Here is a 12,882-nt window from a genome sequence, read left to right on the forward strand (position 1 = left end):
TGCATCCATCGTCGACTTGTCGTTGACAATGCGGGCGTCTTAATCTTCAATGCATCCATCTATCGGAAATAGCATAGCAGTACATGCCGCTCTGAAACTGGAGAACGTTCGTTCTCGAGGAGGCTGCCCATGTCTCGTGCATTCGTTTTCCTTGCTGCAAGCGTGGCGACCGTCCTCATCGGCAGCGCGGCCTGCGCGCAGGCAGCGGGAAAAGGCGGCGAGACGAAGGGGGAGGGCACAGGCTGGTGCTCTTCCATCGGCGAAAGCCGCACCGTCTGCGCGGATGTCGTCGCCCTCGACCAGACGCTGGTTTACAACCGTTTCGGCTCCTTCAACCCGTTCGGCATGATCTTCGCCCTCCGGCGCGACGTCGTGCCGACGGCGGAAGGCCCGGAGAAATACGACGCGGACGCCTGCGGGCAGACGGACGGGACGGAAACCTATAGCGCAGCCGCATCCCTCACGCCCGGCGCCGTGCGGCTGAAGGACTGCAAGCGCCCGCGGCCGATGGTGCTGCGCGCCAATGCCGGCGACGTCCTGCGCATCCGCGTCCAGAACCTGCTGCGCGACAGCCAGCCGCGTTACTCCGAGGATTTCTGCCGGTCGGCGAAGGCGGAGCCGGCGACGGGCCGGATGTGGGAATTGCTGGGCGCGATCCGGTCCTGGGTTTCGGAAGGGCCTGCCGACCGCGCCGCGCACAAGGAGGCGGATTGCAGCACGGACACCGCCGGAAGGCGCCCGGACGCAAAGGCGGGGCAGGAACCGGACACCGACGCGCCGGCGACGAGGCTAATGTCCATGGCGATCCAGGGGCTGACGCTCGTGCCGAGCGGCGTGGAGGCGGACGACCGGACCTGCCTCGGCCAGCGCGGCATGGCGCCCGGCGCCTTTGCGGTCTGCACCTACAGGATCGATGACGAGGGCACCTATTTCCTCTCCAGCACCGCGGCGCCCGCGGGCGGGGAAGGCGACGGCGGATCGATCACCCACGGGCTCTTCGGCGCGGTGATCGGCGAGCCGAAGGGCTCGGCCTGGTACCGCAGCCAGATCACCGCCAAGGCCTTCCGGGACCTGTGGGGCGCGAAATCCACGCCGCGCCATGCGGTTCGGCAGATGCGCGACACGTTCGCGGGCCTGCCGGACGGCGTCGGCGGGGTGCCGATCCTGGCGATGGCGAAGCGGGTGGGCGACGGGCTCCTCGAAATCGTCCATTCCGACCTCAACGCCATCGTCGAGCGCGATCCCGCAACGCGCCTCGACGGCCGCCCGCAGAGCTTCCGCGAGTTCTCGGTCTTCTTCCATGACGAGCTCAAGGCCTTCTACACGCGCAACTTCTCGGAGCTCGGCAAGTTCGGCGAAGGCCAGCTTGCCGGCGTTCGCGACGGCTTTGCCATCAATTACGGCTCCAGCGGCATGGGGGCGGCGCTGCTCGCCAACCGCAAGGGCATCGGCCCGGCCGCCAATTGCGCCGAATGCCTCTACGAGGAGTTCTTCCTCACCTCCTGGGCCAACGGCGACCCGGCGCTGCTCGAGCAGTTCAGCGACGATCCCTCGAACGTCCACCATTCCTACCTGAACGACCCGATCGTCTTCCGCAACTTCCACGCCGGCCCGAAGGAGACGCACGTCTTCCATCTCCATGCCCATCAATGGTTCTCGGGCAACGATGCGAACCGGGGGACCTATCTCGATTCCCAGACGGTCGCGCCGCAGCAGGGCTTCACCTACGACATCTATGGCGGCGGCATGCAGATCTATCGCCGGGGCGCGGCGGGCGAGAAGGGCTGGTACGAGACGCTCGGCTCCGGCAACCGCAACCGCACGGTGGGCGATTCCATCTTCCACTGCCACCTCTACCCGCATTTCGCCCAAGGGATGTGGGAGCTCTGGCGCGTGCACGACGCGCTGGAGGACGGCACCCGCAAGCTGCCGGACGGGCAGCGGGAGGCCGGGCTTTCGCTTGCCGAGATGAGCAAGGACACCCGCGCCCGCAAGCGACCGGGCTCGGTGAGCGCGAGCGGCGCGTGGATCAATCCCGCGGCGGGCGCCCCCTTCTATTCCGTGGGAACGCCGACGCCCGCGCTCGTGCCCCTGCCGGGCGAGGCCTGGCCGCTGCTGCCGACCTATAGCGGCGAGACGACGGTCGCCGAAGTCGACGAGGGCAAAACGCCCGAGGTCACTGAGACCCGCGCGTTTCCCGGCTATCCCTACTATATCGGCGGCAAGCCCGGCCATCGCCCGGCGCAGGCGCCGCTCGACATCGCCAGGGCCACGGCCGGCGACGGCGTGCCGGAAGGCGAATATCTCGACGGCGGCCTGCCGCGCCACATCGTGCTCGACGCGGCGGAGCGCAAGCCCGGCGTCGTGGTGCCGGAGGGCTTTCTCGATGCCTATGCGCCCGACGCGGTGACCGACCTTGCCAGCGCCGAGACCAATGCGGCGCTGCGCAAGCGCGAAGCCCGCCAGACGCAGCTCGTCGCCAAGATGCTGGCGCTCGGCAACCTGACCATGCATCTGGAGAAGGCGCCGCTCAAGCTCCTGCCCTATGACGGGACGGCGCTGGAAAAGGCAGCGATGGCCTTCCACCACAACGGGGCCGGCCTCGATCTTCTCCTGGCGGACGGGTCCACGGCCGAATATGACATGACGCGCGGCGGCTATGCGCGCGCGGCGGCCAGCGGCGGCATGCTCTTTGCCGTCAACGGCGGCAAGGCCAAGCCGGGCGCGCCCTTTGCCGATCCCTGCGCGGCGCCGGACAGCTACCGGATGCTGGTGCGCGTTCCGGGCGCGGGAAGCGCGCCGGCCAGATACACGTTCGAGGACCGGCCGCTCTATTTCACCCCCGGCCCGGTGGACCAGATGCCGGCGGGCGCGACGCCCGTGGCGGCCCGCGACGAGGAGGTCTCCAACTGGGTCAAGTGGCGCCGGTCGGACGACAGGATCGCCAAGCGGCCGACCCTCTACTATCTCGACGACGACCAGCGGCCGACCGCGCTTGCCGGCGGCGACCTCGTCACGGTGAGCGAGGTCGATCCCTTCACCGGCGAGGCGGGCCTGACGACCGATCCCGCCGTGATCGGCTTCCGCCGCTACAAGGCATCCGCCGTGCAACTGGACATGGTGACGAACAGGGCCGGCTGGCACGATCCGCAGGCGCGCATCAACGTGCTGACCGAACGCTCGCACCTCTACAAGGGCGAGATCGGCGAGAAGCGCATTTCGCCGCTGATCAGCGCCAGCGAGCAGCCGTTCTTCTTCCGGGCGCTTTCCGGCGAATGCATCGAGTTCCGGCACACGAACGAACTGCCGAAGGAACTGGCGCTCGACGATTTCCAGGTCAAGACGCCGACGGACACGATCGGCCAGCACATCCATCTCGTGAAGTTCGACGTGACCTCGTCCGACGGTTCGGGCAACGGCTTCAACTACGAGGACGGCACCTTCGCGCCGGACGAGATCGCAAGCCGCATCTGCGCCGCCAAGAACGCGGGCATGGCGACCTATCCGCAAGGCGATGCCGCCGTGCCGCGCCTGCGCGAATATCCGGGGTTGTGCCGGAACGAGGCTGCGGCCGGCAAGCCCCCCCATTGGGTGGTGGACAGGCAGGAGATCTGGCGGCTTTCCATGGAGGAGGGCAACCAGCGCCGCCTGTTCCAGACGACGACCCAGCGCTGGTTCGCCGATCCGCTGCTCTCGCCCGTCCGCCGGAAGGGCGACGGCGGCACGAAGGCGGACGGAAGCAGCGCCAACAAGGATAACGACTTCGTCGACCGCACCCTTCGCACCGTCTTCAGCCACGATCACTTCGGCCCCTCCTCGATCCAGCAGCACGGCTTCTACACGGCGCTGCTGATCGAGCCGCAGGGGTCGCAGACCTGCGAGGTCGACGGCAAGGACTGCACCAGCCCGCGCATCGACCGCCGGCTGATCAATGCCGGGCCGATCGATGTCGGCAGGGACAAGATCGTCGTCGACTTCGACACGCTGGACGACGTGTCCAGCCGGGAATTCGCCCTCGCCATCGCCGATTTCGCGACGCTCTACGACCCGAGCGACACGATGGCGAAGGAGACGCTGCTTGCCGCCTTCCCCGACAGGAAGTCCGACAGCACCACGCCAGAGGCCGCGCTGGAGGAGCCGAAGCTCGCGAAGGGCATGGCGACGCTCTATTGCGAGGCGAAATACGCCCTTCTCGGCCAGACCGGCAACATGAACGAATATTGCGGCTCGGGTCTGAAGCAGGAAAAGGACGCGGTCTTCGCCGTGCCGGGCAACGTTTCGCCGGCCTGGCTTGCCGCCGCCATGCCGCGCGACACGCAGTCCCATTCCGAGGACCTCTTCCCCGGCCTGATCACGGCTACGGACGTGGATGGTCTGCGCGCCTATCTGACCGCCTACCGCCAGAAGGCGGCGGGCAATGATAGCAGCGGCGTGATGGCCCGGCCGGTCGCGGCCGTGAAGCGGCCGGAGAGCATCTCGGTCGATCACCACGACCCCTATCTCGTGAACTATCGCGGCGAGCCCATCCCGCTGCGCATCGGCACGGACACCGCGCGAAAATGCCAGTTCAAGGACGATACGCCCGAGAAATGGGTCGGAAAGCTCGAAGCGGGCATTTCGGGCAGCGATTCCTGCAGCATCGCCGTGCAGAAGAAGGGGGGCGAGGGGGACCTCGCCAATGTCTTCCTCTCGGCCTATCACAACGACCCCGCCACCCACATCATGAAGACGATGACCGGCGACCATGTGCTGTTCAGGCTCATCCAGGGCGCGCAGGAGGTCCAGCACACGTTCACCCTCGAAGGCTACACCTGGCCGCGCAACATCGACCAGCGCTTCCCCTCCGCCGCCTGGCCGCATGGCGAGACCGCGCCGCGCGCGACGCTGACGCAGAAATGCGACGACGCGACCTTCCTTGCCGGCGGCAACGCGATGCGGCTGATCGATGCCGGCCATGCGGACGAATATTTCTACTGGCTGCGCAACGGTGCGGCGGGCCTGCCCGATTCGGTCGATTTCTGGGAAGCGGCCGAACAGGGCATGGCGTCCTGCTTCAACCGCGAGGGCCGCGTCAGCGCACAGGAAGTCGGGATCTCCGAGCATTTCGAGTTCAGCGGCACCTATCGCAACGACGTCAACACGGAGCGCTTCGGAGCGACGGACCCATTGGCGAACGCCGCCGACCTTCCCTCCGACACGTTGCAGCATTTCGGCTCGCAGGACGCGCTGTGGAACGGCGCCTGGAGCCTGCTGCGAACCTATCCCAGGGCCAGCAAGGAGATCGCCGGCATCGCGCAGGTGCAGGCAAAGGCGGAAGCGCTGAAGCGCAAGCTCGGCGATTCCGCGAAGAACAGGTTCCCGGAAGGTGTCGAGGCAGAACGGGCGGGCGCCTTCGCCAACACCCAGCCGGCGGCCTGCCGCTACGAGGCGCCGGTGGTCCATGCCGCCGTGGTGGCCATCGAGACGCGGACCGTCTTCGGCCCGGACGCCTCGGTCGGCGATACGGGCGTCGCCTATGGCGAGGGCCTCTACGACCGGAACGGCCTGTTCCTGGCGCAGGTCGATCCGATGGCGGTCGCCAACCGCAAGCCGGCCGGTATCGCCTGGCCCGACTATCTCGAAAGCCCCGATGCCTGGCGGAACATCAGGCTGGAGACGGTGGTGAAGGCCGTCAGGGCCGCCTATGCGCATCCCGAACCGCTCGTCCTGCCCGTCAAGGCCGGCGATTGCGTCGTGCTGACGGTCATCAACGCGCTGCGCGACCATACGGGCGTCAAGGGCCTGATAGACGATCTCGGCGATGCGCGGATGCCGGCCATCACCGCCCTCAACACCGAGCCCGAATGGGCGACCCGCAACACGGAGGAGGAACTCGGCCCCTGGCATTTCAAGTACGAAGACGGCGCGAATGTCCGGCCGTCCTCGCGCCTTGCCCTGATGCTGCCGCTGCCGACCCTGAGCTATACCAATGCGATCGCCCGGCCGTTCGGCGTCAATGCGACGGGCGCGCTTGCCGGACTTGCCGCCGGCGGCACGACGCTGACCATGGACGAGGCCGGCACCGGCACCAGCCGGACGGCGCAGATCGAGCAGATCTCGTTCTATGCCGGCCGGGCGGCGGCGAAGTCCAACGAGGACCTGACGACCGTCACGTCCGACGAGAACCATGCCGAGGATTTCGTCACCGCGCTGAATGCGGCGCTGGCTGGCGCCTTGCCGGGCCGTACCGTCGCCAGGCTGAGCGGCATCGACCCTGCCGACGGAGGCGCCTTCGTCTTCGCTGGGCGCCGCTACAAGGTGAGCGTGACGCTCAGCGACGACAGCGTGGCCGACCTTGCGGACCTTGCGCCGGCAAATGCCCCCGCCCGGCCGGCGGTCGATCGCCTGTGGAGGGCCTATGCGCGGCTCAGCCTCAGCGAGAAGATCAATTTCATGCCCTATGCCTATGGTGCGCTGCCCCTCAAGAGCATGGGCGACGTCATCGGCCATCCGACGCACGGGCTGGTCGGCGCGGTGGATGTCCTGCCCGCGGGCGCGGCGGTCGGCGGCGAGACCCGCAGCGAGATCGGCCGCCTGACCTTCGAGCGCGATCTTTGCGACGATGCGACACCGTCCAGCCGCGGCCAGGACTGCAAGGTCCTGGTCACGCGGCCGGTCGTCGGCCGGACCGGCCGCGTGGACCCGTTCGGCGCCTTGCGCATCTCCACCAGGGACCCGCAAGGGGGCGTGCATGACATACGGTCCTTCACGCTGTTCTGGCAGGACGGCCTGAACCTGCGCGACCGCTCCACCGCCGATACCTTCGCGGCGCGCGACGGCAGGCGCCCGCGGCTTGTCAGCGACTGCCGGATTTGCGACGACACCTACGACTTCGGCGACCAGGGCGTCAGCTATCGCGCCAGCCCCTTCCACATCCGCCTGCGCAAGGAACCGGACAATGCCGGGCTCCCGCAGGCCGAGCGGCACACCGACCTCAACGCCTACCGGTTCCCCGCCGAGTTCTTCCGCCTCAAGCAGGCCGAGATCGGCGGGAGAGGCGCGCCGCCCGTGCTGAAGGTGGTGGCGGGCGAGGAGATCGTCGTGCATGTGGTGCATCCGGGCGGGCGCGCGCGCCAGCATGCCTTCGCGATGATCGGCCAGAACTACAACGACCTCTTCCCGGGCTTCGGTTTCCCGCGCTCGGCGCTGGTCGCGCCCGGCAAGGCGATCACCGCGTCGCTGACGCGCAAGGCCGTGGTCGGCTGCTATCTCTTCCACGACGGGCCGACCTATCTGCAGGCAGGTGGCCTGTGGGGACTGGTCGATGTCGTCGCCACCGAGAAGGACCTCGACGATCCCGCCAGGACCTCCTGCGCCCGTGCGCCGTGAGGTGACGAGGATGGTGACAGGCGTCTCGAAACGGGGATCGGTGCTTTGGCCGGGCGTTGCCGCGGTGCTGGCGGCGGCCCTGCCGGCGACCGGCCAGCCGGCCGACAGCGGGCTGGTGGTGGAGATGACGGTGCGCGACCGTGCGGGGGAGGCGCTGCGCACACCGCGAAGCCGGGAGCCGTTCCGGCTCGCGCTGAAGATCTCCGATGCGAAGACCGGCCAGCAGCCGACAGGCCTCAGGCCGGCTGCCTGGATCCGCCCCGTGGCGGCGGACAATACCTCCTGCACCGACACGGCCCGCGCGCTCAGGGCGACGCGCGGCACGCCGCGCGGCGTCATGGACCTCAACGGCGAATTGATCGGCGTTCTCAACGACGATGCGAGCTTCGGCGTCGTGGATCGCCGGCTCGACCAGAGCGGGGCGAACATGATCGCCGCCGCGACCTTCGAGCGCCTGCCGGATGCGATCGCCTTCGACCGGGCGGGCCTGCGCGCGCTTGCGGTCCTGACCGGCGAGGGACGGATCGAGGCAGTCGATCTCCTGACGGGCGAGCGGCGGCTTGTTGCCGGCGACCTCGCCGCCCCGACGGATGTCAGGGCGAGCGCGGCGGGCAATCTCTGGATCGCGGAGGCCGGCCGCGACACTTTCGTGGAAGTCAAGCCGGACGGCACGGTCGGCACCCGCCTTGCGCTTGCGGGCGGACCGGGCGCGGCGGAGAACCGGCTGTTCCTGCGCGAGACCGGCCTTGCCGGCCTTGTCGGCGCCTATTCCGGCGACGGCCGGCTTGTCCTGATCGACGACCTGGCGCCCGCCATCGTCTGGAGCGCGGCGGGACCGCCCGTTGCCGATGCCCGTTTCATCGGCAACGGAACCGTCGTCGTGCTGCCGTCCGGCAGGAAGGCCATGGACATCCGCTATACGGACGATCCGGGCGCACCGCTCCGCATCCCCATCGGCATCGATGCGACCCGCCTTGCGGTCAGCGAGGACGGTCGCCTTGCCGTGGCCTACAGCCCGGGCGAGCCGCTCTTCGTCGTCGTCGACCTCGCCGCCTCCCGGCTGGTCGAGGCCGGCCACCTGCAGGAGCGGATAGCCGTAGCGGAGGCCGCGTTCGTCGGGAGCAATCTCTACATTCTCAGCGAGGACGGCGGGGCGGTCGCGATTTTCGAGACAGCGGCGCTCGGGCGGAAGGATCGCCCTGCACCGCGCATCGTCGGCCTTGCCCGCGGCCAGCCGCAGGCCGGCGGCGCCGGCACGCGCATCGCGCCGCTCGATGCGTCCCGCGCGCTGGTCGTCGACCGGGGCGGCGCCATCGGCCTCATCCTCCATGATGCGATGGCCATCGGCAACGTGCCGCCGGAAGACTATGTCCGCCTCAGCAGCGGCGTGCCGCTCTCCATCGGCGTTATCGACAGGAGCCTTGCCGAGATCGCGCCCGGCCGCTTCGAAACCGTCGCGCGCCTGGAGGCCGGCGGCGAGCACGAGCTGATCGTCACCACCGGCGTCGGCGGCCTCACCACATGCATCCGCTTCGACGTGGAGGGCGACGGCGCGCGCAACGACCGGGTCTTCACCCTGAAGGCGTTCCCGCGCGACGGGACCTACAGCGCCGGCCGGCCGGAAACCGTCGATTTCGAGTTGCGCGACGGCGAGGGCCGGGAGATCGCCGTCGCGGGCGCCCGCTTCCTGGTCTCCAGCCTGCAATCGTCCTGGACGATGCCGGTGGATGCGCGGCGCGGCCGGGACAACCGCCTCGAAGCCGAGATCCGCTTTCCCCATCCCGGCCTCTTCTCGATCAGCCCGGTCGACATACCGCAGGCCTTCGAGCTGCGGGAGCCGGCGCTCGCACAGGTGTCGCCATGAACAGAATCGTCTCCGTCGCCCTTCCCCTTGCGGTGTTCCTCGGCCTTGCGGCATCGGCGGCGATCGTTGCCGGCCGCGTCCTGCCTGCCCGGCAGGCCGCCACGATGGCGCAGGAGCCGGTGGACCTTCCCGACGTGCGCCTGACCGACCAGCACGGACACGACGCGGCGCTGGTCAGCGAGCTTGCCGGCGACGATCTCCTCGTGGTGACGTTCAACTACACGTCCTGCCAGTCCATCTGCGGGGTCGGCAACGCGATCATGCAGGAGCTGGACAGGACCGTCGCGCCGCAGGTGGAGCGGCCCGTCCGTCTCGTGTCCATAACGATAAACCCGACGGTCGACACACCGGACATCCTGGCCGGCGCGGCGCGCGAATGGGCGCCGAGCGAGCGCTGGCTCTGGACGACCGGGCGGCCGGGCGACATCGACAAGGTGCTGCGGCAGGCCAACGCGCGAACGGCCGACATCGAGCTGCACGAGCTCGTCTTCATCGTCGGGGACGGAAGGCGGAAGGACTTCCGCCGCATGCCGGTCAACGACGGGACCGTTTCCGGCATCATCGCGGCGCTCGACGGATATGGCCGTTGAAAGGGCCCGCCCTTGCCGGCCTGCTGCTCCTGCTCTGGACGGCGGCTGCCGCCGGCAGCGACCGGCCGGATGCCGGCCGCGATCTCTATAACGGCGTGGGCGCGGCGACGGCGACCGTCTCGATGGGGGGCGCCGCGGCGCTACCGGCGACGCGGTTCGCCTGCCGCGCCTGCCATGGGCGCAATGGTGCAGGCGGCCGCGAGGGCGCGGCCCCGCCGATCCGAGGAAGCGACCTCTTCCACGCCACCCTTGCCCGCCCGGCCTATGACACCGCCAGCCTGAAGCGCGCCCTGGCGGAGGGACGCGCACCGGACGGGCGCGTCCTTGCCAGCCTCATGCCGCGCTATGCGATGGACGATGCAACATTCGCCAGCCTTGCGGCCTATCTCGAGGGGCTCGCCGGGCTGCAACGGCGCGGCGTCCATCCGCGCGCCGTGACCCTTGCCGTCGCCGTTCCGCCCGACAACGCCGCCACCGCCCGCCGCTATGCGGACGCGCTCAGGGCGGCGCTGGACGATCTTCTGGGCGGCAGGCCGGTTCACGGGCGGACGGTCGGCGTCACGCTTCTTGCCGGGGACACGGCGGCGATCCTCGAAGGGGCGGAAGATGCGGTCGCCGTCGTCGGTCTTGCGCCGTCCGCGCGGCTCGACGTCGCGGCGTTCACCGACCGGCAGGTCCCCGTTCTCTTTCCGCTCTTCCCGCTCGCCGGCGGCGAGGACGCGACGGTGGTGCGCGGGCTGATGGCGGACCGGCAGGATGCCCTTGCCGCCATCGCCGCCCGCTTGGCATCCGACAAGGTGACGGCCATGACCGCCATCGACGCGCCGGGATGCGGCGGGCAGGCGGAGAGCTTTGCGCGCCGATACGCCGCGACGAGCGTCCGCTACACGCTGTCGGCCCTGCCGCTCTCCGCAAAGGCGTCGGGCGATGTGCTGCTGCTTTGCCCGGACCGGCAGGTGGCGCGGCGGGTCCTTCACGGCCTGCCGGACGGCTTGCGCATCTACGGACTTGCGGGCGAGCTGCTCTCATCCGCGGAGGCCGGCCGTCACCATCTGGTCCTCGCCTCGCCCGAAGCCCTGCTCGTTTCCCGCGACAAGAAGGCAAATCTCGTGGATGTCCACGCCGCGGCAGCCGCCCGCCTCCTCGTTTCCGCATTGAAGAGCGCCGGGCGGAACCTCGACCGGACGGGCCTCGTGGCCGCCGTGGACGCGGTTTCCGATCCCGAACGCCAACTGGACTATGCCGCCGACACCCTGAACGGCACGGCCTTCGTTCCCTTCATCGAGACGAAGCCGCGCTGACCGGCCCGTGCCCGCGCACGCCTTGGCGTTCCTACCACCAGCTCCGGTTCGAAAGCCCGCACAGGACCTTGTCGAGCTGCGCGATCTCGGTGGCGGAGACCTCGTGCGACCTGTCCGGCAGGATGTCGCAGTGGAGCCGCGCCCGGGCCCGGGCGAGGGCGGCCGCGGTGTCGGCGAAGGCCGCGACGGGGATCCAGGGGTCCTTGTCGGAGCCGGTGAGATAGACCGGCAGCCGGTCGAGGTCGGCGAAGGGCCGCTCGCAGTCCGGCGTGCCGACGCGGCAGCCGGTCAGGCTGGCGAGGGCGCCGTTCCACGGACCGTGCCGCATGGCATATTCGACCGCAAGGCAGGCGCCCTGGCTAAAGCCGCCGATGACGAGCGGCCTTGCGTGGTCGTCCATGCCGGGAAGCGCCCCGATCAGTTGCCGGACATGGCCGATCGCCTGATCGAGCTGCTGCCGCGTTCGATCGGTCAGCACGTCCGTCGCGCGCGCGTCATACCAGCTGTTGCCCCGCGCCCGCGGCAGCACGAAGCAGACGCCGGGCATCCTCAGCTTTGCGATCACCTGTTCCTGCATGTCCTCCGGCGACTGGGTCCGCCCGTGGATGAAGACGCAGTGCACCAGGGCCTCCCCGGGGCTCGCGCCGAGGAGGAGCGGCGTGTCGTGGATCGACATGGCGCCAGGCTCAGAACGTTGCCGGTTCGAGACCTGCGATCAGTTCCTGCCGGCGATCCTCGAACCACGGCGGGAAGACCAGCGTCGTGCCGATCTGGTCGGCCGGCTCGTCGAGCGCCCAGCCGCCTTCGACCGACCAGGCGATCTCGAACAGCGCGCCGCCGGGCGAACGGACATAGCAGGACTTGAAATAGTTGCGGTCCTTCTGGTCCGACACGTCGGTGAAGCCGAGGCCTTCCAGATGCGCCTTGAGCTTGAGCTGGTTCTCTTCGTTGCCGGTGTTGAGCGCGAGATGGTGGATCGTGCCGCCGGCCAGCGTCCAGGTGCCCTGCGGGCCCGTCGATTCGTGCAGCACTTCGACCATGCTGCTCGGGCCGCCCGCGTTGGGCACCGAGAACATCAGGCCCTCGTCGCTGTCGGCCTCCTTCGTCATCGACATGCCGACGCCGAGGAAGTCGTCCATGGCGGTGCGGTCGAAGACGGCGATCGCCGCGCCGTAGATGCCCTTGATGCCGTGGGAGGCGTTCACGCCCTGCGCCTCGTTGACGATGGACGGGCGGTTGTCGGCCGGGCTTTCGACCAGCTCATGCGGAATGCCGCAGGGATGCTTGAACGCGACGCGGGTGATGCCGAAGCGCGAGATCTTCGCGGCCTCGACGCCCTTGCCGTTCAGCCGGTCGATCCAGTAGTCGGCCGAACCGACCGGGATGGCCTGCTGGATGATCTTCGACTGGTTGGTGCCGCGCCTGCCGAAGACGGCCGGCTTGCGGAACGGGAAGGTGGTGATGATCGTCGAGGCGTCGCCGTTCCGCGAGCCGTAATAGAGGTGGTAGACGGGGATCGTGCCGTCGAACAGCACGGTGCGCTTGACCGAATGGAGTCCGAGCACCTTGGTGTAGAAGTCGTAATCCTCCTGCACGCCGTCGGTGCAGAGCGTCAGGTGATGGTAGCCGCTGACAAGGGCCATGTTGTCCTCCTCCCAAAGACATTGCCTCTTCCGGAAACGGTTCCTCCGCCGTTGATCTCCGGAACCACGGGCGCCTGCCTGTCGCGGGCATGCCGTGATTGTCCGACTATAGCCGC

General features: G+C 69.0%; 6 protein-coding genes. 4 read left to right on the forward strand and 2 right to left on the reverse strand.

Annotated elements, in window-relative coordinates; genetic code table 11:
- Positions 1–129: 129 nt before the first annotated feature.
- Genes L0976_RS10070 through L0976_RS10085 form a run of 4 tightly spaced genes read left to right on the forward strand, consistent with a single transcriptional unit; the run spans position 130 to position 11,123 of the window.
- Positions 130–7,368, forward strand: coding sequence for a hypothetical protein (locus tag L0976_RS10070; RefSeq protein ID WP_234187174.1), 7,239 nt, complete (start codon positions 130–132; stop codon positions 7,366–7,368).
- A gap of 10 nt (positions 7,369–7,378) precedes the next feature.
- Positions 7,379–9,232 (forward strand): hypothetical protein, encoded by a 1,854-nt coding sequence (locus L0976_RS10075; RefSeq protein ID WP_234187175.1) that lies wholly within the window; start codon positions 7,379–7,381, stop codon positions 9,230–9,232.
- Positions 9,229–9,822: an SCO family protein gene (locus L0976_RS10080; protein ID WP_234187176.1), complete on the forward strand. Its 594-nt coding sequence runs from the start codon at positions 9,229–9,231 to the stop codon at positions 9,820–9,822. The genes L0976_RS10075 and L0976_RS10080 overlap by 4 nt, the downstream gene beginning before the upstream one ends.
- Positions 9,819–11,123: a hypothetical protein gene (locus L0976_RS10085; protein WP_234187177.1), complete on the forward strand. Its 1,305-nt coding sequence runs from the start codon at positions 9,819–9,821 to the stop codon at positions 11,121–11,123. Before L0976_RS10080 ends, L0976_RS10085 begins: the two co-directional genes overlap by 4 nt.
- Positions 11,124–11,154: 31 nt before the next feature.
- Here L0976_RS10085 and L0976_RS10090 read toward each other — a convergent pair whose 3' ends face one another.
- Both L0976_RS10090 and L0976_RS10095 read right to left on the reverse strand, forming a co-directional pair.
- On the reverse strand, positions 11,155–11,799 hold the full coding sequence (locus tag L0976_RS10090) for an alpha/beta hydrolase (RefSeq protein ID WP_234187178.1): 645 nt from the start codon (positions 11,797–11,799) through the stop codon (positions 11,155–11,157).
- Between the two features lie 10 nt (positions 11,800–11,809).
- Positions 11,810–12,766, reverse strand: a complete 957-nt coding sequence (locus tag L0976_RS10095) for a VOC family protein (RefSeq protein WP_234187179.1) — start codon at positions 12,764–12,766, stop codon at positions 11,810–11,812.
- Between the last annotated feature and the right edge of the window lie 116 nt (positions 12,767–12,882).

The organism is Shinella sp. NM-101, assembly GCF_021401195.1.
Lineage (GTDB): Bacteria > Pseudomonadota > Alphaproteobacteria > Rhizobiales > Rhizobiaceae > Shinella.